A 23,310-nucleotide genomic window follows, 5' to 3' on the forward strand; every position below is an offset into this window, starting at 1 on the left:
AATTTTAATATCTAGTTAGAGGAAAATTTTAGGTTGTTGGGTTTGTGTATCTTCTTTTTAGCAAGAATGACTTTTTCCTTTGATAAATTAACCCATAGTACTCGCCAGTTTTCTGGTAGTAACTGCTGCAGCGGCGACTGTATATCAGAGCTTCCCATCCACCAAGTGGTATGTTCTCTGGCTGCTTTTGGCAAAGGGTTTTTTATAATTTTTTCCACTCCTATGAATGTAAGGTTGCGTACTGGGTGTTTGTCGCTGGCAAGTAAGTATTCTACCAATGGAGCATACTTATTGTCAATAGTTTCATCTTGCTCCTTTTCTAAATGAAAATCATTGTTCGTGTCTTCGAAAGTATTATTGTTTTGTTGATTATCGTCTGATGTTAGATCCTGGTGACTAGAATTAGGTAAGGGTTGGTGAGATTTATACCAGTCTGCGCAATATCTGAGCTGGTCTCTCTCTATTGATGATATGTCACCTCTGAAGTGGACTAATTTGTTCCGAGTTTCTCGTACAGATTCCATCATTTCGTGCCAAGCTTCCCGAGGAACACGAAATACTGTTCTGAGTTTTTTCCATGCTTTTTCTTGCATGGCTAATTGGATATATTCTGCTAAGGTTAAATCATCAAACCGGCGTTTCTCTTTGTCACTTGGGAAATGTTTGTCAACAATTGAATCTATTGTTTCTTGGGTTGGAGTAATGTTCTCTGATTTGCAAAGGTGCTTGAGAGAGGCTACGCTCTTCTTTCTCATTCCATCCCAAGAATTTCCTAGACTAGCTACGGCTTCTTGCAAGGCAGTACTCTCTTCCTCTATTGAGCTATATGTGTTTCTTATATGCGCTTTTAAAGTGCTTTCGATATCTTCAACTAATACGATATCTTCCGCTCTTCCTCTGAAATATTGTGTTGTGTCATAGTCGGTGATAATGCCTATTAATTTCCGGCCGCCATCAACTATTAATACAGCGGACGATTTTAATAGAAAGTCTAGTAAGTATAAGAGGTCTTCGTCGACTGGAAACGTGGGCGCCTTTATTACTGCGTCAATAACATGTAAGTCTCTGACTTTTGTGCCTAGGTTTAATAAGGCTCTTGCAATAGAATCAGTAGTTACAATTCCTGTTGGCCTACCGTCTTCATCCAGCACAGGTAATTGGCTGAAGTCGTTTTTTAGCATAAGTGATAATGCTTCGGTTAGCGAGTTTTCTGGAGAAACAGTTACCGGGGTCGACTTTGTCTGGAGTAGATGTTTAGCAGGTAAGGGCATGGCGGTTTGAGTTATGTCTGCAGAGTTTATGACTAAGAGAGGTGTTATTGATGTGGCCGTTACCCCAGCTTCCCCAGCGTCTCCGAGCTGCTTTTCTGCTTGCCCGGCCGGTCGATGATGAGGCGGGCGGCTTGGATGCGCTGGTAGAACGCGGGGTGGGAGCGGGCGTACTTGCGTAGGCTGCGGTCGAGGCGGTCTTCGAGCAGGGTGGCCAGGTCGGAGAATTTGGCTTTGATGGCGAGGCGGGCGGCTTTGCCTTCGCTGATTTGCTGGCGCGGGTCGTTTTTGCTGCCGTTGAAGGCGGTGAGGACGTCTTGCAACTCCTGCAGGCGCTCCTGGGTCAGGCCGTACTCTTCGAGGGGCTGGGCGTGCTTGGTGGCGAGGTCGAGCAGGTGCTGGGCTACGTCGGTGAGGGCGGTGGCGCGCAGGCGGGCGAGGGTGCCGTAGCTGTGGTTGGCGGCGGCTTGCAGGCTGCGGTCCTGCTGGTCGGTGGCGTAGGCGTACAGGTCGCCGGCAATTTCGCCGGCGCTGGTGGCGAGCAGCTCGCGGCGGTCGGTCTTGGCGGCGGTTTTGCCTTTGACGGGGCGCAGGGTTTGCTGGCGCAGCGGGGCGAGGTCGTCGGTGAGCTGCTGCAGCTCCGTCAGCGCGCGTTGGAAGGCTTTGTCCTGCTGGTAAGGGGTGGTGTCGTGCCCGAGGGCGAGCAGCACGTTTTGGGCGGCGGTGAGCCGGTTGTCTTGTTTGGCGGTAAGCATGCAGGAATGCGGGTATGGGGTGAAACTGGGAATCAGACGACGCGAATAGGTGTGCGCAGGGGTAGCATAGGAGCGAAGCTCAAGAATAGGAATATCCGGGTGAATTGTGGTAATACTCAGGGTGAAAAATGTGTAACCCAGCTTGCGACGACTGAAACATAGCTTGCGACGACCGGGGCCAGGTTTGCGACGACTGCGGCCGGCCTGCGAAGACCTGAAACCAGGTTGCGGACACTCGGAACTGGTATGCGGAGGGGCGTGACCAGGCTGCGAAGCCCCGAGGCCGGGCTTGCAACGGCTGCGGCCGGTATGCAGGCGCTTGGGGCCAGGCTTGCGACGTTTGGGGCCGGGCTTGCGGTGGTTAAGACCGGGGCGAAGCTTTTGCTGCGTCGGCCCGGGAGGCGGCTGACGCCTGAGCATGGTTTTTCCCTGCGGAGCGGGGCGCTTCGGTGGGGGCCTCGCTAAGTCCTATCTTGAGCCATTCCTCAATCATTCGGCTATTGTTCATGTCTGCTTATTCACGTAGGGCGGGGCTGCTGCTCCTGGTTTGGCTGGGCGTCGGGCTGCTGTCGGCGGCGGCCAACCACCTGATGGGCGGCGAGCTGACGTACCGCTACCTCGGCGCGCTGGGGGCCACCGCAACGCCCCACCGTTACGAGCTTACGGCGCGCATCTACTCCGACAGCCTGGCGCTACCCGCCGGCAGCCCGGTGCTGCCGATTACCCTTTACGCGAAGAGTGCCGGGCGCCCCATTCTGTTGTCGGTATCGGTGCCGCGGCTGCGCTCCAGCCTGCTGCCGCCATCGGTAGCGGGCGGATGCACGCCGGGCGGGTGGGAGGTGACCCTGACGCAGTACGTGACCGTCGTGGACCTGCCCGCCGTGGCCGAGGGCTACGCGGCGGCGGCGACGCTGAGCTACCGCTCGGGCCTGGCGCAAAACCTGGCCACTCCCGAGCGGCAGCTGATGAGCCTGACCGCGGATCTGGCGCCAGGCGGGCTGCCCAATGCCTCGCCGGTTTTTGCGGACCGCGCCACCGTGCAGATCTGCCTGGGCGACACCAGCGTGGTGCTCAACAACGCCTACGACGCCGACGGCGACCGGCTCAGCTACCGGCTGGGCACGCCCACCGGATCGGTGACGTCCCTCAGCACCCAGCCCGTGGCCTACGCCGCGGGCTACAGCGCCGCTACGCCCTTCGGAGCTTCGGGCTACGCCGCCATCGAGGCCCGCACGGGGGTGGCGCGCTACCGCAGCCAGCGCCAGGGAAACTTTGCGCTGGCGCTGGACGTGAGCGAGTACCGGGTGGTGAACGGGCAGGAAGTGCTGCTGGGCACCACCCGGCGCGACATCCTGGTACTGGTGGCGCCGTGTACGGGCCCGGTCAATGCGCCCCCGGTCTTGACCACCACCCCGGCCCGGCGCGACTTTCAGGTGCTGCCCGGCCAGACGCTGAACGTCGCCCTCACGGCCACCGACCCGGAAGCCCAACCCCTGCGCATGACGGTGAGCAGCGTGCTGCTTGACGGGCCGGGCCTCGTCGACGCCGCGGTGAACGGGCAGCCCGGCAACGGCAGCCCCGCGGCCCCGGTGGGCCGGGTACTGCTGAGCGGCCCCGGCCCCGTGACCGGTAGCTTTCAGCTGCGGGCCAGCTGCGCGCAGGCGCGGCCCGAGCCCTACGACGTGGTGGTGACCGTGGACGATGGCGGCTGCAGCCGCCACCTGAGCGCCCTGGTGCTGCGCATCACCGTGCTGGAGCCGCCGGCGCCGGGGCGCATCGTGGGCGACTCGGTGGTGTGCGCCGACAGCGACGTGCGCTACGCCGTGGCGGGGCCCGCGGCGAGCAGCTACCAGTGGACGGTGACCGGCGGGCAGATTCAGGGCGTCTCGACAGGGAGCACCGTGCTGGTGCGCTGGCCCGGCGGCGGGGGCACCGGCACGGTGGCGGCGCGCGCTACGCTCGGCCCCGATTGCCGCACGGCCGCCGCCCTGCGCCCGGTGGTTATCGAGCCCCGCCTCGCCATTGCGGGGCCGGCGGTGTATTGCCGCACCGCCAATACCGGGCTGCGCTACCAGGTTGGCGGTCCGCCGGCGCGCTACCAATGGAGCATCAGCGGCGGGCGCATCGTGAGCGGGCAGGCCACCAGCGAGGTGACCGTGGACGTGGCGCCCGGCGCCGGTGCCACCCTGCGGGTAGTACATCCGGACTTTGCCGGGTGCGGCGGCGACACGTTCCGGATCGGCGAGGACAACACCTGCCTGTACTTCTACAACATTATCACGCCCAACGGCGACGGGCAGAACGACACATTCGTCATCGAAAACGTGGAGCGTCATCCCCACACGGCGCTGACTTTGTACTCCCGCTGGGGCCAGCTGCTGTATCAGTCGGCCGATTACCGCAACACCTACGACGGGGAAGGCGCCGGGGCCGGCGTGTACTACTACCACTGCCGCCTGGCCGACGGCACGGTGTACAAGGGCTGGCTGGAAATCGTGCGCTAGCCCTGCTCGCCACGCGGCGGCGCGCACCTCAGCGGCTGCCGGCGGCGTGGTGGGGGTGGGGCAGGCCCTGCAGCAGGGCCTCGGCGTGGGCGGCGTGGCGGGCCACGACGGTTTGCATGCGGCCCAGCCACTGCCGGTACTCGGCGTCCCGGGCGCTATCGGCAGCCAGGCCGAACAGGCGCACGGCTTGGCGGTGGTCGGCCACCATCATCCGGGCGTAGTAGGCGTCGAGCTGCGGGGCGGGCAGCTGGCGCAGGCTGTCGATTTTCTGGCGGTAGGCCAGCAGGGTGGTATCGGGCGGCACCATGCCCTTGCGGCGCATCAGGGCGCGGTACTCAGCGTTGATGGCGCTGTGCTCCGTCACCATCTGGGCGGCGTAGGCCCGCACGGCGGGGCGGGTGGCGCGCTCGGCGGCTACCTGGCCCGCTTCCACTTCAAAGATGCCCGCGCAGCCGGCCATCGGCATGAAAAAGCAGCCGAAGGCATCGAGCGTGCAGGTGGTGGGCGGCGCGGTGGTGGCTGATTGCTCGGGGCGCGCGGCCGGCTGGCAGGCCCCAAGGGTGAGCAGCAGCAAAGCCGGCAGCGGCCGGAGGCGGGGAGTGGGCATGGTGCAGACGAGGAAAACCGACCGGATGGCCCGCGGCCGGGCAGTCAATATATTATTCCGCCTATACTTAGGCAAGAGCGGTACCGCAACTGCGTGAATCATTCGGCGCCGGCGGGGCGCCGGAAGCCGGTACCTTTGTCCGCCAGTAAGCAGGGCGGCAGTTGCCCGAACCCCGGGCGGAACCTACAGGAATATGCGACAACGACTGCGGCGGCAAGCGCGCCGGGTACGGGTGATAGTTTACCAGGAAACGCTGTTCGACTGGCAGGAGCATTTGTGGACGTTTGTGGGCGCCTTCGCGGGCATCGGCCTGATCGGGCTGCTGAACCGCGAGCTGCTGGGCCCGGCCGATACCCTGCTGCTGGTGGGCTCGTTCGGCGCGTCGTCGGTGCTGATTTACGGCGTCATTAACAGCCCGCTGGCCCAGCCGCGCAACCTGCTCGGCGGGCACGTGCTCGGGGCCCTGGTGGGCGTGACGGCGCAGCAGTGGCTGGGCACGGAGCAGTGGCTGGCCGCGGCGCTGGCGGTGGCCGCCTCCATCGTGCTGATGCAGATAACCAAAACCCTGCACCCGCCCGGCGGGGCCACTGCGCTGATTGCGGTGGTGGGCTCGGGGCGCATCCGGGAGCTGGGCTACTGGTACGTGCTGCTGCCGGTGCTGCTGGGCGCCCTGCTATTGCTGGCCGTGGCGCTGGTGGTCAACAACCTGCCCGGCACGCGCCGCTACCCCGCCAACCCGCACTGGTACCGGGTGTGGCAGCGCTACCGCCGCCCCAAGCCGCCGACGGTCTAGCGCTGGTGCGCCGGCAGCCAGGAACGCCTTGCCGCACCCCGCGCCCAAAACGCGGCGGCTGCGCGGGCGCCGCATTAAGCGGGAAGCTCCGGGCGGTGGTCGTCGCCGCCGATTCCTACCTTGTCGTCTTTCCCTCAACCGCATGTGGAACCCGTTTCGGCGCCGACAGCTGGGCCCGGCTGATTTGTCGGACAACCTGCGCGCCATCATTGCCCGCAGCCGCGAGGAAGCCATCCGGCTCGACAACGACTTCGTGCACCCGGTGCACCTGCTGCTGGCCGTGCTGGCCGATGAAAGCAGCAGCCTGTACCGGGTGCTGCAAGCCACGGGCACGGAGCTGGCGGCCCTGCGGCGCGACCTGGAAAACAGCCTGAAGGGGCGGCGCACCACCCAGCGCGGCGTGACGGTGCGCGGGTCGCTGCCGCTGACCACCGAGCTGGAAGACGCCCTGCGCCGCGCGTTTCGCCTCTCGTTTGCGCTGGGTGCCCGGCAGGTAGAGGCCGCACACCTGGCCCTGGGCATGCTGGAGGCTCCCGAATCGTCGGGCGCGGGCGTGTTGCGCGGGCTGGGCATCGAAGCCGCGGACCTGGCCGGAGCAGCGTCGGCCGGTTCTTAGGGCCGGGGCCGCGCTACTGCCCGGAGGCCGGCGGGGCCAGCTGCCGGAGCAGGCTGTAGAGCATGTGGTAGACCTCGCGCAGCTGCTCGGGCTCGTCCAGCGCGTCGTCTTTGGAGAAAACCAGGTGCAGGGGCGCGGCCGGGTCGTGGGAGGCGGGGGCGAGGGTCAGGCGGCACTCCTGGTAGCGCAGCAGCGTCGGACGCACGTCGGGCGTGTCGAGCAGCAGGCGGCGCAGGGCCTCGGCGTCGTTGGTGGTGATGATAAAGGCCTCGTCCAGCGCCGGCTCGCCCAGCTCCACGTCGGTCATACCCAGCAGCTTGCCCAGCTCGTGCAGCCAGTCCTGCTCGTGCAGGGCAAAGCGCAGCGGCGTGGCGCCGGGCACCGGCGCGGTGAAGGTGGTGCGGGCAAAGCCGCCCTCGAAGCCGCCGCCCAGGTCGATGTCGATGGCCAGGTGGATAAGGTAGCCGGCCTGCACCAGCTCGGCCGCGTACTCATACAGGTCCGGTTCCTGGCGGATATCGGCGGCCACCTGCTGCCAGAGGGCTTCTTCGGTAGCGGCGGTAAACGTGTGGCGGGGCGGCATGGCGGGGGCGGATTGCGGTAGACGAAAGCGGTACCGGCTGACTTACTGCATTCCTGGCGGCGGGGTTGTGGCCCGTCGCGGGCGGGAGTGGCCGGCGCCGGGCCTCCCGCGGTAGTGGCCTGCAGGTGCGGGCCGGGCGTTGGCGGGGCCGCGGCCGGGTGGCTCCGCAGGAGCGGCGTAGAACGGCTGGGTTATAATGTTAAAAATCGTATATTTAATAAGAGCATTTCACTGCAAGACAACTGTTATGGAAACGCAACCCAAAAAGTACCGGGGCTTCGGCGTGCTGCGCGGCGGCGTGCCGTGGTGGTTCTACGTGGTATTGCTGGTCGGCTTCTACCTGTTCGGGTGGGTGCTGCGCATGCTGGGCGTGATTCCGGCGCACTAGCGCCCGGAGCGGGCGTCGCCCCGAGGGCCACCCCCCACGCGCCACGGCCCCGGCGCTGGCAGCCCCAGACTGCCGGCGCCGGGGCCGTGGCGCGCAAAAGCGGCTACTGCACCAGCAGCGGGCGCGTGACGGTGCCGGTGGCTGTGCGCACGGTGTAGAGGTAGGCCCCAGCCGGCAGCGGGCCCAGCGGGTACTCGATGCGGTGCGTGCCGGCGCCGAGCACCCGGCCCGCGGGCAGCACCTCGGCCACCCGGCGGCCGGCCGCGGTCAGCAGCGTGATGCTCACCGGCTGGGGCTGGTCCAGCGTCAGCTCAAAGGTGGTGCGGTCGTGGCTGGGGTTGGGGTAGGCCCCGAGGCGCAGGGCGGTGGGCGTGCGGGCGGCCGTCACGGTGCCCAGCTTGCCGATGCCCGCGCCGGCCAGCACCACGGCGGGCACGTCGGCGGCCGTGTTCAGCACGCCGCTGTAGACGTACGGCACGGTGGCGGTGCAGGCCCCGAGCGCGTAGGTGTCGCTGGAGTACTGGAACGCGGTGCCGTTGGTGAGCAGGTTGCCCGAGATGTCGCCGAAGCCCACCACCGCGCTGTAGGCCGACACGTAGGGGTTCTTGACGTTGTCGAAGTAGTTGTTCTCGATTTTCAGGCAGGCGCCCACCCGCGAGTTGATGGCCGTGGAGGCAATGTTGCGGTAGTAGTTGTTGAACACGTGCCCGGTGCCGCCCCGAAACAGCGGCAGGCGGGAGTTGATGTTCTCGAAGCGGTTGTGGTGGTAGGTGATTTTGCGGTCGAATGTGTCCGATTCGGTGTAGCCGCTCAGGCTGGCCTTCCACGCATCGTGCAGGTAGTTCCACGAAAACGTGAGGTACTCGCAGTCGTCCTTGGCGTCGAGCAGGCCGTCGTAGTCGTCGACGCCCACGCCCTGGTACTGGTTGTACAGCTCGCAGTGGTCCACCCAGATGTGGTTGGCCGGGCCCTCGATGCCGATGCAGTCCTTGGGTCCCAGCAGCACGTGGTGCACCTTGAGGTTCTGGATGATGATATTGGAGGCGCGGCGCACGTACAGCCCGATGCCGTCGAATTCGCCGCTGGTGCCCACCCCGATGATGGAAATGTTGTTGCGGTCCTTGATTTCGATTTTGTCGTAGGTCGACGGCGTATTGGCCGGGGTGATGACGCCGTTGACGTAGATGGTGAGCGGGGCGTTGCTGGTGTTGGCGCGAATGGCGGCCATCAGCGCCGTGCCGGTGCTCACCGTCACGCTGGCGCCGCCCGCGCCGCCGGTAGTGCCGGTGGTCAGGGCGGCGTTGCCGTAGAGGCCGAACACGGGCGTCTGGGCCTGGGCTGCGGTCAGGGCCAGCAGGCCCAGCATCGTGAGTAAGGGTTTCTTCATAGTGGGAATGAGCGGGAACGAATGGGGCGAGGGTGGGCGCCGCGCCCGGTTGCCAAAGCAAATGGCTTAGAGCGGCTTAGGCGCGGGCGGGCTGCGGCCAGTGAATATGGCAATTGCCCTATGGCTACGCCCGGGTTTGGTGGTATTTATCTGTGCAATCGATATCGGGAACGATGCCAAGGCACCGTCGGGCGGCGGCCCTGCGTATGCTGCAGGGCCGCCGCCGGCCACCTCGCGGCGCGGGCCGCTTCGTCATGCCTGCTCGTTATTACCTCGGCTGCTCCGGCTTCAGCTTCCGCGACTGGAAGGGCGTGTTCTACCCGCCCGAGCTGCCGCCGCGCAAGTGGTTCGCGTATTACTGCACGCAGTTCGACGCCTTGGAGCTGAACGTGACCTTCTACCGCATGCCCGAGCTGAGCGCCTTCGAGGGCTGGTACCAGCAAAGCCCGGCGCACTTCCGCTTCGCGGTGAAGGCCCCGCGGCAGGTGACGCACTACAAGAAGTTCGGGCCCGAGGCCGCGCCCATCCTCGCCGATTTCTACGGCACGGTGCAGGAAGGCCTGCGCGACAAGCTCGGGCCGGTGCTCTTTCAGCTGCCGCCCAAAGCGGCCTACACGCCCGAGCTGCTCGAACGCATCCTGGGGCAGCTCGACCCGGCGTTTCAGAACGTGCTGGAGTTTCGCCACCCGAGCTGGTGGGACGGGGAAGTGTTCCGGGAACTAGGGCGTCACGGCATCAGCTTCTGCGGCCAGAGCCACCCGCTGCCCCTGCCCGACGAGGTCATTGCCAACGCGCCGCTGCTCTACTACCGCCTGCACGGCGTGCCGGAGCTCTACAAATCCAGCTACTCACCCCAGTTTCTGCAGCGCCTGGCCGATGACATCCGGGCCGCGCCCGGCGTGCGCGAGGCCTACGTGTTCTTCAACAACGGCGTCGGCGGGGTGGGGGCGCTGAACGCACGGGAAATGATTGAGCTGATGCCGCAACAGGAATGACGAGGGGAAGGGGCCTCATCCTGGGGCGCAGCCAAAGGGCCTTTCCCGCGCCCTGCACCAACCAAGAAGCGCAGCCGCCAACGCCCAATCGTCCGGGCAATGGTGGCTGCGCTTAGTAGTTGGCGGCGTTTGCCGAAAGAAGGTCTGCTCTTTGTTGACAGCGGCGGTGCAGGGTTTGAGGAAGGTTCTTGACTACCTCGACCTCCGGTTCGCTCTGCTCAGGATGACGTTCTTTTTCATGCACTCATCCACTTATGCCGCTGCCCGGCTCTGGGGCATGGTGTCGATAAGCCACTGGTAGAGCTTGTCGACGTCGGCTTTCTTGAACAGCTCGGTGCCGGGGTTCATGGTGGCGGCGGTGCCGCAGGCCACGCCCAGGCGGGCGGCCTCGCGCACCGGCTGGCCCTGGGCCAGGGCGTGCACCAGGCCGGCCACCATACTGTCGCCGGCGCCCACGGTGCTGCGCTTTTTCACGGCCGGGGCCGGAATGTGGTCCACCAGGTCGCGGGTGACGACGCAGGCGCCCTGCGGCCCCAATGACGCCACCACGATTTCGCAGCGGCCCTCGCCGATCAGGCCCCGGGCAGCCTCGGCCAGGGCCGCGCTGTTCAGCTCCGGCACGCCGGCCAGCTTGCTCAGCTCGCCCACGTTGGGCTTGATCAGGTACACGCCCGCCTCGATGACGCGCTGCAGGGCCGGGCCGGAGGTATCGGCCACTACCTTGGCCCCGATGGAGTGCGCCCAGCGCACGATGTCGACCAGAAACGCGGGCTCGACGCCGGGCGGCAGGCTGCCGCTCACCACCAGGTAATCGGGCGCGGGCTGGGCCTGCAGGGCGCGCAGCACCTGCTGCTGCTCGTCGGCCGTGAGCGGGGTGCCGGGCATGCCGAAGCGGTACTGCTGCCCGGCCGAGCTGTCGACCACGATAAAGTTTTCGCGCGTCCAGCCGGCGGCGGGCACGGCCGCGGGCTCCAGGCCTTCCGCGCGCAGCAGCTCCTGCAGCCGGTCGCCGGTGGGGCCGCCGGCCGGAAACACCGCCGTGGAGGCCGAGCCCAGCCGCAGGAGGGCCCGCGACACGTTGATGCCCCCGCCGCCGGGCTCGTACTTGGGCGCCTCGCAGTGCAGTTTCTGGTCGGGCACAATCTTGTCGACGGCGGTGCTCTTGTCCACGGTCGGGTTCAGGGTCAGGGTGACGATGCGTTTCATAGGAAGCCGGCGAGAAAGGGTCGGTTCGTTGCTTACCCGCGGGGGCGGGAAAGGGTTGTGCCCGAGGACAGCGGGCGGGCGCTGGCCCCGGGGCGGCGGGCGCGTTGAAGCCCCGCGGCGGCCGGGCGCGTACAAGAGGGCTAGCCGCGCCCCGTCAAGCCTCCGCCCCTTATGCCTACTTACCACATCGGCTGCTCCGGCTACCACTACCGCCACTGGCGCGGGCGTTTTTACCCCGACAAGCTGCCCGTGCGGCGCTGGTTTGAGTTCTACAGTCAGCACTTCGGCACCTTGGAGCTGAACGTGACCTTTTACCGCTTCCCGCAGCTGAGCGTTCTGCAGAACTGGCACGCCGCCAGCCCGCCCGAGTACCTGTTCGCGGTGAAGGCGCCGCGGCTGATAACGCACTACAAGCAGTTTCACGACGTGGGCGCGCTGCTGACGGATTTCTACGACACGGTGCAGCAGGGCCTGCAGGAAAAGCTCGGGCCGGTGCTGTTTCAGCTGCCGCCGCGGGCCGCCTACTCGCCCGAGCGGTTCGCGCGCATCCTCGACGCGCTTCATCCGGGCTTCACCAACGTGCTCGAATTTCGCCATCCCAGCTGGTGGCAGGAGCCGGTGTACGCGGCGCTGCGCGAGCGGGGCGTCACGTTTTGCGGGCAGAGCCATCCGGCCCTGCCCGACGCGCTGATTGCCACCGCTCCCACGGTGTATTACCGGCTGCACGGCGTGCCCCAGCTGTACCAGTCGCCCTACGACGAGGCGTTTCTGCGGGGCGTAAAAACGGCGGCTGATGCAGCCCCGGGCGCCCGACAGGTGTTTGTGTACTTCAATAACGACATCGACGCTTCGGCCAGTCACAACGCCCGGCAGATGCAGGCATTGGTGAGTTAGCAGCGCGTCAATGCTCATTTTGCCTGGGTTTGTCAGCCGCAGGAAGGGTCAGGCAATTGTGTGATTTTTATAGTCATTGGTTTGATTCGTTTTACCAATGCGGGTACGGCTGACGGACCTTTGTACTTCGAGCTTTGCCCGGCCAACCGCGGGGCGGCCACCTGGCTGCCGGTGGCGGCCGGGGCCCGCAACCGGCGGGCCGGGTATAACCTTTTGCGACTTGCCCTGTTTAACAGGGCCTACCACCCACCCACTGAGTACCTGCTGATTCCTGCTTCGCCCGGCTGCCGGCCGGGGAGTTGGGCGCAGCGTTGGGGCCGGGCCAGCCGGGCCTTGCCCCGCGGGCTGTTGCCGGTACTTCTGCGCCACTCCAACACAGCATTTTGCGCCTTTCTGCGCCCGAGCTACATGCGCTACTTTTCCCGGGCGGCCCGCGCCGCCGGTATTCTAAGCGGCCTGCTGCTGGCATTTAGCCCGCCCGCAGCCCGCGCCCAGACTCAGCCCGCCGCGCCCGGCGGCATCCTCACCCTGGAGCAGTGTCTGCAGGTGGCCCTGCAAAACCAGCCCGCCGTGCGTCAGGCCCGCCTCGACGAGGAAACCAACGAGGCCAGCATCCGCATCGGGCTGGCCGGCTGGCTGCCGCAGGTGGCGCTGAACGGCACCGCCCAGCACTACTTCCAGCTGCCCTACTCGGTTATTCCCATCGACGGGGTGAACACGCCGCGGCAGTTCGGGCTGCGCAACCAGTCCACCATCGGGCTGGGAGCCACGCAGACGCTCTACAACAACGACCTGAGCCTGGCCCGGCGCAGCGCGGGGCCCTCGCGGCAGTTCTACCAGCAGAACTCCACGGGCGTGCGCATCGACGTGGTGGCCGACGTGAGCAAGGCCTTCTACGACGTGCTGCTCTCCCAGCGTCAGCTCGACGTGCTCAGCGAGGACATCGTGCGGCTGCAGCGCAGCCTGCAGGACGCCCGGGCCCGCTACGACGCCGGCATCGTCGACAAAATCGACTACAAGCAGGCCGAAATCCTGCTCAACAACTCCCGGGTGGCCCGCAAGCAGGCCCAGGAAAGCATCAAGGCCAAGTCGGCCTACCTGAAGGAGCTGATGGGCCTGAGCGCCCCGCAGCCACTCACGCTGCAGTACGACACGGTGCGGCTGATGCGCGACGCGGCCGTGGACACGGCCGTGGCCCTGGACCCGGTGAACCGCATCGAGTTTCAGCAGCTGCAAACCCAGAAAGCCCTGCAGAGCGCCCAGATTCGCTATTACCAGTACGGCTGGCTACCCTCGGTGGGCGCCTTCGGCAACTACAACACGGCCTTTCTGAGCAACGAGCTGAGCACCCTCTACAGCCAGCGCCTGCCCAACTCCTATGCTGGCGTGCAGTTTTCGCTGCCCATCTTCACCGGCACGCGCCGCCTGCAGAACCTGCGCCGCGAGCGGCTCACCGACCAGCGCATCGACCAGGATATTCTGGCCACCCGCAACCGCATCAACACCGAGTTTGAACAGGCTTTGGCGGCCTACAAGGGCAACTACGCCGACTACCTGACGGGCCAGCAGAACCTGGCCCTCTCCAAGGAAGTGTACAACGTGGTGCAGCTGCAGTACCGCGAGGGCATCAAGACCTACCTCGACGTCATCGTGGCCCAAACCACGCTGCGCACGGCCCAGCTGAACTACTACCAGGCGCTGTTTCAGGTGCTGAGCAGCAAGGTGGACCTGCTGCGCGCGCAAGGCACGCTGCCGACTCAGTACTGATTTTGAGCCTATCCGAGCGTCATGTCGAGCGCAGCCGAGACATCTCGCAGGCTGACTCCGGATAGCCACTTCTGTTCAACGAGAGAATTACTATCGAGCGAGATTCCTCGACTTCGCTCGGAATGACGCGCTAGAGGATCGAATCCGACGCTTCTACCCCCAACATGAATAAATCCCTTCTTGCCCTGGCTTACGCCGCCGGCCTGTTGGCCTTCACCGGCTGCGGCAGCAAAGAGGCCGACAAGCCCGCCGGCCCGCCGCCCGCCACGCCCGTTACGCTGGTGGCCGCCCGCACCACCGACGCCGTGTACTACGACGAGTACCCCGCCCGCGTGGTGGCCCTCAACAACGTGGAGCTGCGCAGCCAGGTGGCGGGCTTCATCACCGGCATTTACTTCAAGGAGGGCGAAGTGGTGCCCAAGGGCAAGACGCTCTACGAAATCGACCGGCGCAAGTACCAGGCGGCCTACCAGCAGGCCCTGGCCGGGCTGCGCAGCACCCAGGCCACCGTGCAAAACGCCAAGGTGAACCTGGACCGCTACCAGCGCCTGGCCCAGCAGGATGCCATTGCCCTGCAGATTGTGGACAACGCCCGTACGGCCTACGCCACCGCCCAGAGCCAGGTGGCCGCGGCCGAAGCCAGCGTGGCCGCCGCCCGTACCGATTTGAGCTACTCGCTGATTACGGCGCCGTTTACCGGCCGCATCGGCATTTCGCAGGTGCGGCTGGGCTCCCAGGTGAGCCCCGGCAGCACCCTGCTGAACACCATCAGCGGCGAGGACCCGATGGGCGTAGACTTCGTGGTGCCCGAGGCCGACCTGAGCCGCTTTGCCGAGCTGCAGGGCAAGACGGGCGGCCGCGCCGACTCCACTTTCCGGCTGGAGCTGCCCGACGGTACGCGCTACGCCCAGCCGGGCAAGATCCTGGCCATCGACCGGGGCATCGACCAGCAGACCGGCACCGCCCAGGTGCGCGTGCAGTTCTCGAACCCCGACCGCAAGCTGAAGGACGGCATGAGCTCGGTGCTGCGCGTGCTCAACCGCACCTCGGGCCGCCGCGTCGTCATTCCCTTCAAGGCCGTGACCGAGCAGATGGGCGAAAACTTCGTCTTCGTGGCCGGTGACAGCAGCAAGGCCGTGCAGCGCAAGGTGCAGCTCGGGCCCCGCCTGCGCGACCAGATTGTGATTCTCGACGGCATCAAGGACGGCGACCAGGTCGTCACCGAGGGCCTGAACCGCCTGCGCGACGGCGGCCAGATTCAGACCGGCGCCGCTCCCGCCGCCGGAGCGCCCACGGCCGCCGCGGGCAAGTAACAGCACGTCATGCTTCGCTGCGCTCTGCATGACAAACGGCCCGACCACCGTCGACCTAGCATAACCAAGCATTCATCTGACGAAACCAACCCCCATAATCGTCAGGCTCCCCCTCTCCCCTTGGAGAGGGGGCCGGGGGGTGAGGCAATATGATTGCAGAAACCTTTATTCGGCGCCCCGTCACGGCCATCGTTATTTCGTTGGTCATCGTGCTGGTGGGGGTGCTGGCCATCCTGAACCTGCCCGTGGGGCAGTACCCGGAAATCACGCCGCCCACGGTATCGGTGTCGGGCAACTACATCGGGGCCGACGCGCAGACGGTGGAGCAGACCGTAGCCACGCCCGTGGAAGTGCAGGTCAACGGCACGCCCGGCATGACTTACCTGCAGAGCAACAGCACCAGCAACGGGCAGATGAGCATGACGGTGAACTTCGAGGTGGGCACCAACATCAACATCGCCGCCCTCGACGTGCAAAACCGCGTGGGCATTGCCCTGCCCACGCTGCCCCAGGAAGTGCAGCGCCTGGGCCTGACGGTGCGCAAGCGCAACCCCAGCATTCTGATGCTGGTGGCCCTGTACGCGCCGAAGGGCACCCACAACACCACCTTCCTCGACAACTACGCCAACGTCTTCATCAAGGACGCGCTGCTGCGCACCAAGGGCGTGGGCGACATCGTGAGCCGGGCCGACGACTTCTCGATGCGCGTGTGGCTGAACCCCGACAAACTCTCGCAGCTCGGGGTGACGGCCCAGGACGTGACGGCCGCCATTCAGGAGCAGAACGCGCAGATTGCGGCCGGCTCCATCGGCGCGCCGCCGGCCCAGACGGGGCAGACCTTTGAGTACATCGTGTTCGTGAAGGGCCGTCTGACCTCGACGGCTGAATTCGGCGACATCGTGGTGAAAACCCGGCCCGAGGACGGCTCGGTGGTGTATCTGCGCGACGTGGCCCGGCTGGAGCTGGGCAAGTTCAACTACGCCTCCAACTCCTTCGTCGACGGCAAGCGGGCCTCCTACCTGCTGGTGTACCAGGCCCCCGGCGCCAACGCGCTGGAAACTTTCGAGAACGTGAACAAGACGATGGAGGACCTCAAGAAGAGCTTCCCCGCCGACCTGGACTACGTGGTGCCCTTCGAGGCCGCGTCGGTGGTGAAGGTGTCCATCAACGAGGTGCTGCACACGCTCATCGAGGCGCTGGTGCTGGTGGTCATCGTGGTGTACCTGTTCCTGCAAAGCTGGCGCAGCACGCTCATTCCGGTGCTGGCCATTCCGGTGTCCATCGTGGGCACGTTCCTCTTCTTTATCCCGCTGGGCTTCACCATCAACACGCTCACCATGTTCGGCTTCGTGCTGGCCATCGGTATCGTGGTCGACGACGCCATTGTGGTGGTGGAGGCCGTGGAGCATAACATGAACGAGCGGGGCCTCTCGCCGCTGGAGGCCACGCTGGCGGCCATGCGCGAAATTTCGGCCCCGGTTATTGCCATTGCCCTGATTCTGGCCGCCGTGTTCGTGCCGGTGGGCTTTATTCCGGGCATCACCGGGCGCCTCTATCAGCAGTTTGCCATTACCATTGCCATTTCGGTGCTGATTTCGGCCTTCGTGGCCCTCTCGCTCACCCCGGCCCTGTGCGTGCTGCTGCTCAAGCCCCACAAGCGCGACGAAAGCTCCAAGGGCCTCGACAAGTTCTTCTTCAAGTTCAACAGCTGGTTTGACCGCGTGACGGGCAAGTACGGCAACGGCGTGCAGCGCGGCATCAAACACTCGCGCCTGGTGGTCATCATCCTGCTGTGCATCGTGGCGGGCACCGGGCTGCTGTTCCGCAGCAAGCCCTCAGGCTTTATCCCGACCGAGGACGAAGGCCGCCTGATCGTGACCTTCAACCTGCCCGAAGCGGCCTCGACGGAGCGCACCGTGAGCACGCTGCACGAGATTATGAAGGAGATGAGCCAGATCAAGGGCATCCGGCACTACGCCGGCCTGGGCGGCCTGAACGCGGTGAACTTCTCCTCCAAGTCCAACAGCGGCACGGTGTTCTGCCAGCTGCAGCCCTGGGAGGAGCGCAAGGACAAGGAGCTGCAGCTGCAGGGCCTCATTGCCACCGTGCAGCAGCGCCTGAGCCGCCTCAAGGAAGCCAACATCGTGGTCATCTCGCCCCCGGCCATTCCGGGCCTGGGCAACACCGGCGGCTTCAGCTTCGTGCTGCAGGAGCGCGAGGCCGGCGGCGACATCAAGAACTTCGACGCCACGCTGCAGAAGTTTATGGGCGCGCTGCGCCAGCGCAAGGAGCTGGCCGGGCCGTTCTCGTTCTTCACCGCCAACACCCCCGGCTACCAGCTCACCATCGACCGCGAAAAAGCCAAGAAGCTGGGCGTGTCCATCTCGGATATCGGCACGGCGCTGCGCACCTACCTGGGCTCGGCCTACGTGAACGACTTCACCATGTACGGCCGCAACTTCCGCGTCGTCACCCAGGCCGATTCGGCCTACCGCGGCGACATCAGCAACCTGGGCCAGTACTTCGTGCGCAGCAACCAGGGCGCCATGGTGCCGCTGAGCACGCTCACCAGCTACCAGCGCAGCGAGTCGGCCCCGCTCATCTCGCACTACAACCTGTTCCGCTCGGCCGAAATCAACGGCAACGCCGCCCCGGGCTACTCCTCGGGCGACGCCATCAAGGCCCTGCAGGAAACGGCCGCCGAAAACCTGCCCCAGGGCTACGGCTACGAGTTTTCGGGCCTCTCGCGGGAGGAACTGCTGGCCGGCGGGCAAACGGTGTACATCTTCGCCCTCTCGCTGATTTTCGTGTTCCTGTTCCTGGCCGCCCTCTACGAAAGCTGGTCGGTGCCCTTCTCGGTGCTGCTGGCCGTGCCGCTGGGCGCCTTCGGGGCCATCCTGGCCTTGTTCTTCCTGCCCAAGCTCACCAACAACGTCTACGCCCAGATTGGCCTGATTACGCTGATTGGTTTGTCGGCCAAAAACGCCATTCTGATCATCGAATTTGCCAAGGAGCGGGTGGATAAGGGCATGCCGCTGGTCGACGCCACGCTGGAGGCCGTGCGCCTGCGCCTGCGCCCCATCGTGATGACCTCGCTGGCCTTTATCCTGGGCGTGCTGCCGCTGGTATTTGCCTCCGGCGCCGGCGCGCAGAGCCGGCAGACCATCGGCTGGACGGTGCTCGGCGGCATGCTCTCGGCCACCTTGCTGGCCATCTTTATCGTGCCGGTGCTCTACGTCATCATCACCCGCCTGGCCTACGGCAAGAAGAAGCTGGCCGAGCTGGAAGCCAACTATGAGCCCGATGAGGAGCACGGCGGCCCCCACCACGACGGCGACGAGCCGGCTGGGGAGGGCAGCCATCCGGCCCCGCAGCCGGCGTAGAACCCTTCCGCCGCGTTTCCCTCTCCGAAGAGGGGAGCCACCCCACCACGACAGCGGGGCTGCCAACTACTTGGCGGCCCCGCTGTCTTTTTTCGGCCCTTGGGGCCAGCCCGGCCGCCGCGGCTACCCCCTCTCCGAAACCAGACGGGGCTGGGCCGGCGCGCCCGAGGGGGCGGGGACTTGCGCAAGCCGCCTTTTATCCTAATATTTCGCCCCTTACCCCGCTCTATCCGCCTGGCCCTGGCCCCCTTACACACCGTTAGTCTTCCCGCCCCGGCCGCCTGTCTTTTCTCCCATTCTTACCCCGTACCCGCCAACTATGGCCAACCAATTCAACCAGGACGTGACGGCCGCCAAGCTGCAAAAAGTCCAGGCCGCCCTCGACGTTATCAAAACCGAGCTGGGCCCGCTGCTCATCTCCCTGACCCCGGACGAGCGGAAATCCATGCTGCGCATGGGCGACAAAACCGTGGCCTTCGTGCAGAAGACCACCGACTACGCCACCACCAACCCCGGCTTCGTGCCCGCCTTCGTCAGTCTCGACGAGCTGAAGCAGGACGCCGCCGGCCTGGCCGCGCTGGCCCCCATCCTGCGGCAGCTGGAGCAGCTCAGCCTCGACACCGACTCCACCCTGATGGTGGCCGGCTCGGAGGCCTACACCAATGCCCTGACCATTTACAACTACATCAAGTTTCAGGCGAACAATCACCAGCAGGGCGCCCAGGCGGCTTTCGATGACCTGAAGTCGCGCTTCGCGGCCCAGGGACAGCGCAAAGCCAAGCCCAGCGCGGCGAAGTAGCCGGTTCGGCTACCGCAGTAGCCGCAACCACGACCCGAGTTGCCCGTTCGGCGGCTCGGGTCGTTTTTATGGGTATAGCAGTGGCCAAAGCAGCTACCGGAGTAGCCGCCGCGGGTACCCGCGTGGCCCCGGTGGCTACTCCGGTACCGGACGAAGCCAGTGCGGTAGCCACTGCGGCTACTCCGGTAGCTGTCGAGGGTACCGGAGTGGGGTCTGACCCCACTCGAGCAACAACTGGGAGCGGCCGGGCAGGCCTGGTGGTAGTGGCCGCTCTACGGAATTAACGCATCATCCAAGCACTAAAAAGCCCGGCCGCGCCCCCCGAAGCGGGAGTGGCGGCCGGGCCGGCGCGGAAGCCAAGGCGCTTACTCTACTTCCGTCACGGTGTACGTCACGCGCACCGTCAGCAGGGCCAGCACGCCGCTGCGGTTGGCCTGGTACTCCACGAAATAGGCGTGGTTGGCGTCGGTGGTCAACGACACGGGGCCGGTGCCGCGCACCACCACGCTGTTGCCCTGGGGCACCGTCACCCAGCCCGTGCTGGGCGCGTCGGCGTTGGCCTGGCCCACGTTGCCGGCCAGGCCCACCACCCGGGCCTGGGTGGTGACGGCAGTGCTGTTGTCGCCGTCGAACACGGTTATTTCCAGGTTGGTGAGGGTGGCACCCGCGGGCAGCTTCAGGGGGGCCAGCAGGGTGCCCTGGCCGCTGCCCGTGAGCGTGGTGCCGACCGGCACGGGGCCGCTGCCGAACAGGATGACCGCCTGCGACACGGTGGGGTCGTTGGAGCTAAAGGCGCCCACCCCCAGGGTCTGCACGCGCGTCTGGGCGGCGGTGTAGCCGTAGCTGCCGGCCAGCTGCAGGTCGCCGTCCGGGGTCAGGGTCATCAGGGTGCTGGCCACCGCGGAGCTGGCGCCGTAGCGCACCCACTGAAACCGCTTGTTGGCAATATCAGGCACCCCGAAGGTCAGCGCGTTGGGCTCCATGAACAGGCCCCAGCGCCCGAGGCCCTGGTAGATGCCGGAGGTAAAGGCGTCCCAGCCGCGGGTGACGAGGGGCCGGTCGGCGGCGGCCAGCACCACGCCCAGCGGCCCGTCGGCGGCGATGTTGCCGGCCACGTGCAGCTGCTGCTGCGGGTCGGGGCGCCCGATGCCCACGCGGCCGGCGTTGTTCCACGTCAGCACCGACTGGCGCGTGCCGCTGGTGCTGGTGCCCAGCACGCCGCTGCCGTTGCCGTAGAGTACCGGTCCGTCCACGTTCTGGCCCAGCCAGCTCTTGGCGCTGCTGCCGTTGCCGTACCAGCCCAGGCCGTGGTTGGTATCGGTGGCGGCACGCAGGCGCAGGTCGTAGTCGTTGAGGCCCAGGTTCTGGGTGGCTTGGTGGTTGCCCAGGTTGTCGCCCGACCTGGTTTTGTCGGGGATGTAGACCCAGGCCCCGCCCACGGCGTACCAGAAGCCCTTGCGGCCGTCGGTCTGAAACACCATCAGCCCGTCGGGCGGGGTGCCGATGCCGGCGCGGCTGGCCGAGTCCATGCGCGGAATGAGCAGGCCCTTGCCGGTGGCCTGGATGTCGAGGGCCGCCTTGGGGTCGGGGGCGGTAGTGCCGATGCCCACCCCGGCGCCGGGCGTCTGGGCGTGAGCGGCCAGGCCCAGAAGCAGGGCGGGCAGCGCAAAGTAGAGCTGTTTCATCGCGGAGCAGGGTGTTGGAGCCCCAAAGATAGGGGCGGCACAACGTGGGGCCAGGGCCCCTCAGCGCCAGGACGAGGGGCCACCGGGCCGCGCGGCGGCGCGGGCAATAGTTGCACTGAGAATATGACGGATATCAGTCACAGAACGATAGATATCAAGCCGGGCAAGCGTCTTTGGCCGTCGCAAAAACGTATGCAGGGAGGAAAAGAGGGAGCGTAGCGCCGAGTGGGCGCTGGGGAGAAAGAGCACCATCAGCTGTTGCCGCGCATTGAAGGCGCCGCTTGCAAGCAAGCGGCTACAAGAAGCAAGCGGCCGGGCATCCCGGCCTTTATTCTTATGTCTTCTTCCTCCGTTCTTTATGATTTACTGGTCATCCTGCTGCTGTCGGTGGGCGTGACGCTGCTCTTCAACCGCATCAAGCTGCCCTCCATCATCGGCTTTCTGGTGACGGGCATGCTGGCCGGGCCCTACGCGCTGGCGCTGGTGAAGGCCCCGCACAAGGTCGACCACATTGCCGAGCTGGGCGTGATGCTGCTCATGTTCACCATCGGGCTGGAGTTTTCGGTGCGCAGCCTGATGCGCATCAAGCGGGCCGTGTTTCTGGGCGGCACGCTGCAGGTGGGCCTCACCGTGGGCGTGGTGGCGGTGCTGGCCATGGCGGCGGGCAGCGCCCCGGGCCCGGCCGTGTTCTGGGGCTTTCTGCTGGCGCTCAGCAGCACGGCCATCGTGCTCAAGCTCATGCAGGAGCACATGGAAGTGGAGTCCATGCACGGGCAGATCGTGCTGGCCATCCTGATCTTCCAGGATTTGGTGGTGGTGCCCATGATGCTGCTGGTGCCCCTGCTCAGCGGGCAGGGCGGCGACTCTTCCTGGATGGCGCTGGGCATCATGCTCACCAAGATGCTGGTGGTGCTCACGCTGGTGGTGCTCGGCAGCCGCTACCTCATGCCGCGGCTGCTGCTGCTGGTGGTGCGCACCCGCAGCCGCGAGCTGTTTCTGCTCACCATCATCGGCACCTGCCTGGGCGTGGCCTGGCTGACGGAGCTGGCCGGCCTGTCGATGGCCCTGGGCGCCTTTTTGGCCGGGCTCATCATCTCCGAGTCGGAGTACAGCTACGAGGCGGTGAGCAACGTGCTCCCGTTCCGCGAGATATTCGCCAGCTTTTTCTTCGTGTCCATCGGCATGCTGTTCGACGTGCACGTGCTGCTGGAGCACCCCGGGCAGATTCTGCTCATCACCCTGGGCGTGATGGTGCTGAAGGCGCTGCTGACGCCGGCGGCCACCGCGTTCCTGTACATGCCGGTGCGCGAGGTGCTGCTGGCGGCGCTGGCGCTGTGCCAGGTGGGCGAGTTTTCCTTTGTGCTGTCGCGCGTGGGGGTGAAGGCTGGCCTGATTTCCGCCGATGAGTACCAGATTTTCCTGGCCATTTCGGTGCTTACCATGTGCTTCACCCCGCTGGTATCGATGGTGGCCGAGCCGGCCGTGGCGTGGGTGATGGGCCGGCCGCTGCTGCAGCGCCTGGAGCAGCGCCTGCACCCCACCAAGACGCCCGCCCCGCTGCTGCCCCTGGCCACGCCCGAACCGCCGCTGGCCGACCACCTCATCGTGGTGGGCTACGGGCTCAACGGGCGCAATCTGGTGCGGGCGGCGCGGGCCATGAAGCTGCCCTACATCATCCTCGAAGCCGACGCCGATAAGGTGCACCGGGGCCTGAAGCGCGGGGAGCGAATCGTGTACGGCGACGTGACGCACGAGCACGTGCTGGAGCACCTGGGCGTGGCCCGGGCCCGGGTGGTGATGCTGGCCATTTCCGACCCGGCCGCCAGCCTGCGGGCCGTGGCCACCATCCGCCGCCTCAATCCCGAGGTGTGCATCGTGGTGCGCACCCTGTACCTGCACGAGCGGAAGCAGCTCTACCAGGTGGGCGCCACCGAGGTTATTTCGGAAGAACAGGAAACCTCGATGGAGGTGCTGGCCCACGTGCTGGCCCGCTTCCTGGTGCCGGTGTGCGAAATCGACCGGCTGATCGACGAGCTGCGCCACGGCAGCCACGCCATGCGGCGGCACCGGGCGCTGGACCAGGCGGCCTGGTCGCGGCTGCACCTGCGCTTCGTCGAGTCGGAGCTGGCCACCGTGCCCGTGGAGGCCGACCCGGGGGCGCACTTCGTCGGCAAGAGCTGCCTGCATTCCGACGTGCAGGAGCGGTTCGGGCTGAGCGTGCTGGCCATCCGCCGCGACGGGCACCTGCTGGAGCCGCTCGGCCAGGACACCCTCATCTGCCTCCACGACACGCTCTACGTGTTCGGCAAGCCCGAGCAGGTGACGCGCCTGGCCCACGAGGTGCAGCCGGCCGAGGTGTAGGCGCCG

General features: G+C 65.8%; 18 protein-coding genes. 11 read left to right on the plus strand and 7 right to left on the minus strand.

Going from position 1 to position 23,310, the window contains the following annotated elements; genetic code table 11:
* Nucleotides 1-11: 11 nt before the first annotated feature.
* The gene (locus DLM85_RS19925) at nucleotides 12-1,271 is read right to left on the minus strand and encodes a CBS domain-containing protein (protein ID WP_111479939.1); all 1,260 of its coding nucleotides are present in this window, start codon (nucleotides 1,269-1,271) and stop codon (nucleotides 12-14) included.
* Nucleotides 1,272-1,330: 59 nt separating this feature from the next.
* Nucleotides 1,331-2,023: a hypothetical protein gene (locus DLM85_RS19930; protein ID WP_111479940.1), complete on the minus strand. Its 693-nt coding sequence runs from the start codon at nucleotides 2,021-2,023 to the stop codon at nucleotides 1,331-1,333.
* Between the two features lie 506 nt (nucleotides 2,024-2,529).
* On the opposite strand from DLM85_RS19930, the gene DLM85_RS19935 reads away from it, so the two are divergent.
* Nucleotides 2,530-4,527 (plus strand): T9SS type B sorting domain-containing protein, encoded by a 1,998-nt coding sequence (locus DLM85_RS19935; RefSeq protein WP_111479941.1) that lies wholly within the window; start codon nucleotides 2,530-2,532, stop codon nucleotides 4,525-4,527.
* 28 nt (nucleotides 4,528-4,555) lie between these two features.
* Here the strand turns inward: DLM85_RS19935 and DLM85_RS19940 are convergent, their stop codons facing one another.
* On the minus strand, nucleotides 4,556-5,134 hold the full coding sequence (locus DLM85_RS19940) for a DUF4142 domain-containing protein (protein WP_165822221.1): 579 nt from the start codon (nucleotides 5,132-5,134) through the stop codon (nucleotides 4,556-4,558).
* A gap of 193 nt (nucleotides 5,135-5,327) precedes the next feature.
* Here DLM85_RS19940 and DLM85_RS19945 point away from each other — a divergent pair, with 193 nt between their 5' ends.
* Both DLM85_RS19945 and DLM85_RS19950 read left to right on the plus strand, forming a co-directional pair.
* Nucleotides 5,328-5,927, plus strand: a complete 600-nt coding sequence (locus DLM85_RS19945) for an HPP family protein (RefSeq protein WP_111479943.1) — start codon at nucleotides 5,328-5,330, stop codon at nucleotides 5,925-5,927.
* A 142-nt stretch (nucleotides 5,928-6,069) separates the two neighbouring features.
* Nucleotides 6,070-6,543 carry a Clp protease N-terminal domain-containing protein gene (locus DLM85_RS19950; RefSeq protein ID WP_111479944.1) on the plus strand — a complete coding sequence of 158 codons (474 nt, stop codon included), beginning with the start codon at nucleotides 6,070-6,072 and terminating at the stop codon, nucleotides 6,541-6,543.
* Nucleotides 6,544-6,556: 13 nt separating this feature from the next.
* Here the strand turns inward: DLM85_RS19950 and DLM85_RS19955 are convergent, their stop codons facing one another.
* Nucleotides 6,557-7,126, minus strand: coding sequence for a hypothetical protein (locus DLM85_RS19955; protein ID WP_111479945.1), 570 nt, complete (start codon nucleotides 7,124-7,126; stop codon nucleotides 6,557-6,559).
* Nucleotides 7,127-7,373: 247 nt separating this feature from the next.
* Here DLM85_RS19955 and DLM85_RS25585 point away from each other — a divergent pair, with 247 nt between their 5' ends.
* A complete protein-coding gene (locus DLM85_RS25585) occupies nucleotides 7,374-7,514 on the plus strand; it encodes a hypothetical protein (protein ID WP_165822222.1) in 141 nt (46 codons plus the stop codon).
* Nucleotides 7,515-7,617: 103 nt separating this feature from the next.
* Here the strand turns inward: DLM85_RS25585 and DLM85_RS19960 are convergent, their stop codons facing one another.
* Complete coding sequence (locus DLM85_RS19960) at nucleotides 7,618-8,901, minus strand: pectate lyase family protein (protein ID WP_111479946.1); 1,284 nt, start codon at nucleotides 8,899-8,901, stop codon at nucleotides 7,618-7,620.
* Nucleotides 8,902-9,155: 254 nt separating this feature from the next.
* On the opposite strand from DLM85_RS19960, the gene DLM85_RS19965 reads away from it, so the two are divergent.
* On the plus strand, nucleotides 9,156-9,896 hold the full coding sequence (locus tag DLM85_RS19965) for a DUF72 domain-containing protein (RefSeq protein ID WP_111479947.1): 741 nt from the start codon (nucleotides 9,156-9,158) through the stop codon (nucleotides 9,894-9,896).
* Nucleotides 9,897-10,148: 252 nt separating this feature from the next.
* Here DLM85_RS19965 and DLM85_RS19970 read toward each other — a convergent pair whose 3' ends face one another.
* The gene (locus DLM85_RS19970; RefSeq protein ID WP_111479948.1) at nucleotides 10,149-11,102 is read right to left on the minus strand and encodes a 1-phosphofructokinase family hexose kinase; all 954 of its coding nucleotides are present in this window, start codon (nucleotides 11,100-11,102) and stop codon (nucleotides 10,149-10,151) included.
* Nucleotides 11,103-11,273: 171 nt separating this feature from the next.
* On the opposite strand from DLM85_RS19970, the gene DLM85_RS19975 reads away from it, so the two are divergent.
* From DLM85_RS19975 to DLM85_RS19995, 5 genes are all read left to right on the plus strand, one after another.
* The gene (locus tag DLM85_RS19975) at nucleotides 11,274-11,996 is read left to right on the plus strand and encodes a DUF72 domain-containing protein (protein ID WP_111479949.1); all 723 of its coding nucleotides are present in this window, start codon (nucleotides 11,274-11,276) and stop codon (nucleotides 11,994-11,996) included.
* 408 nt (nucleotides 11,997-12,404) lie between these two features.
* Entirely contained in the window at nucleotides 12,405-13,763 is a 1,359-nt protein-coding gene (locus DLM85_RS19980; protein ID WP_111479950.1) for a TolC family protein, read from the plus strand.
* 164 nt (nucleotides 13,764-13,927) lie between these two features.
* Nucleotides 13,928-15,076 carry an efflux RND transporter periplasmic adaptor subunit gene (locus DLM85_RS19985; RefSeq protein ID WP_111479951.1) on the plus strand — a complete coding sequence of 383 codons (1,149 nt, stop codon included), beginning with the start codon at nucleotides 13,928-13,930 and terminating at the stop codon, nucleotides 15,074-15,076.
* Between the two features lie 149 nt (nucleotides 15,077-15,225).
* Nucleotides 15,226-18,459, plus strand: coding sequence for an efflux RND transporter permease subunit (locus DLM85_RS19990; RefSeq protein WP_111479952.1), 3,234 nt, complete (start codon nucleotides 15,226-15,228; stop codon nucleotides 18,457-18,459).
* A 319-nt stretch (nucleotides 18,460-18,778) separates the two neighbouring features.
* The gene (locus DLM85_RS19995; RefSeq protein WP_111479953.1) at nucleotides 18,779-19,258 is read left to right on the plus strand and encodes a hypothetical protein; all 480 of its coding nucleotides are present in this window, start codon (nucleotides 18,779-18,781) and stop codon (nucleotides 19,256-19,258) included.
* Nucleotides 19,259-19,623: 365 nt separating this feature from the next.
* Here the strand turns inward: DLM85_RS19995 and DLM85_RS20000 are convergent, their stop codons facing one another.
* The gene (locus tag DLM85_RS20000) at nucleotides 19,624-20,943 is read right to left on the minus strand and encodes a hypothetical protein (protein ID WP_111479954.1); all 1,320 of its coding nucleotides are present in this window, start codon (nucleotides 20,941-20,943) and stop codon (nucleotides 19,624-19,626) included.
* A 336-nt stretch (nucleotides 20,944-21,279) separates the two neighbouring features.
* Here DLM85_RS20000 and DLM85_RS20005 point away from each other — a divergent pair, with 336 nt between their 5' ends.
* On the plus strand, nucleotides 21,280-23,304 hold the full coding sequence (locus DLM85_RS20005) for a monovalent cation:proton antiporter family protein (RefSeq protein ID WP_111479955.1): 2,025 nt from the start codon (nucleotides 21,280-21,282) through the stop codon (nucleotides 23,302-23,304).
* Nucleotides 23,305-23,310 lie beyond the last annotated feature (6 nt).

This window comes from Hymenobacter edaphi, assembly GCF_003258365.1.
GTDB lineage: Bacteria > Bacteroidota > Bacteroidia > Cytophagales > Hymenobacteraceae > Solirubrum > Solirubrum edaphi.

Excerpts from the sequence above, each read along its gene's own strand:
- DLM85_RS25585 (WP_165822222.1), top strand. The coding sequence starts at position 7,374 with ATGGAAACGCAACCCAAAAAGTACCGGGGCTTCGGCGTGCTGCGCGGC.
- DLM85_RS19925 (WP_111479939.1), bottom strand. The coding sequence starts at position 1,271 with ATGCCCTTACCTGCTAAACATCTACTCCAGACAAAGTCGACCCCGGTA.
- DLM85_RS20005 (WP_111479955.1), top strand. The coding sequence starts at position 21,280 with ATGTCTTCTTCCTCCGTTCTTTATGATTTACTGGTCATCCTGCTGCTG.
- DLM85_RS19935 (WP_111479941.1), top strand. The coding sequence starts at position 2,530 with ATGTCTGCTTATTCACGTAGGGCGGGGCTGCTGCTCCTGGTTTGGCTG.
- DLM85_RS19960 (WP_111479946.1), bottom strand. The coding sequence starts at position 8,901 with ATGAAGAAACCCTTACTCACGATGCTGGGCCTGCTGGCCCTGACCGCA.
- DLM85_RS19970 (WP_111479948.1), bottom strand. The coding sequence starts at position 11,102 with ATGAAACGCATCGTCACCCTGACCCTGAACCCGACCGTGGACAAGAGC.
- DLM85_RS19990 (WP_111479952.1), top strand. The coding sequence starts at position 15,226 with ATGATTGCAGAAACCTTTATTCGGCGCCCCGTCACGGCCATCGTTATT.
- DLM85_RS19995 (WP_111479953.1), top strand. The coding sequence starts at position 18,779 with ATGGCCAACCAATTCAACCAGGACGTGACGGCCGCCAAGCTGCAAAAA.
- DLM85_RS19940 (WP_165822221.1), bottom strand. The coding sequence starts at position 5,134 with ATGCCCACTCCCCGCCTCCGGCCGCTGCCGGCTTTGCTGCTGCTCACC.
- DLM85_RS19980 (WP_111479950.1), top strand. The coding sequence starts at position 12,405 with ATGCGCTACTTTTCCCGGGCGGCCCGCGCCGCCGGTATTCTAAGCGGC.
- DLM85_RS19945 (WP_111479943.1), top strand. The coding sequence starts at position 5,328 with ATGCGACAACGACTGCGGCGGCAAGCGCGCCGGGTACGGGTGATAGTT.
- DLM85_RS19985 (WP_111479951.1), top strand. The coding sequence starts at position 13,928 with ATGAATAAATCCCTTCTTGCCCTGGCTTACGCCGCCGGCCTGTTGGCC.
- DLM85_RS20000 (WP_111479954.1), bottom strand. The coding sequence starts at position 20,943 with ATGAAACAGCTCTACTTTGCGCTGCCCGCCCTGCTTCTGGGCCTGGCC.
- DLM85_RS19975 (WP_111479949.1), top strand. The coding sequence starts at position 11,274 with ATGCCTACTTACCACATCGGCTGCTCCGGCTACCACTACCGCCACTGG.
- DLM85_RS19950 (WP_111479944.1), top strand. The coding sequence starts at position 6,070 with ATGTGGAACCCGTTTCGGCGCCGACAGCTGGGCCCGGCTGATTTGTCG.
- DLM85_RS19955 (WP_111479945.1), bottom strand. The coding sequence starts at position 7,126 with ATGCCGCCCCGCCACACGTTTACCGCCGCTACCGAAGAAGCCCTCTGG.
- DLM85_RS19930 (WP_111479940.1), bottom strand. The coding sequence starts at position 2,023 with ATGCTTACCGCCAAACAAGACAACCGGCTCACCGCCGCCCAAAACGTG.
- DLM85_RS19965 (WP_111479947.1), top strand. The coding sequence starts at position 9,156 with ATGCCTGCTCGTTATTACCTCGGCTGCTCCGGCTTCAGCTTCCGCGAC.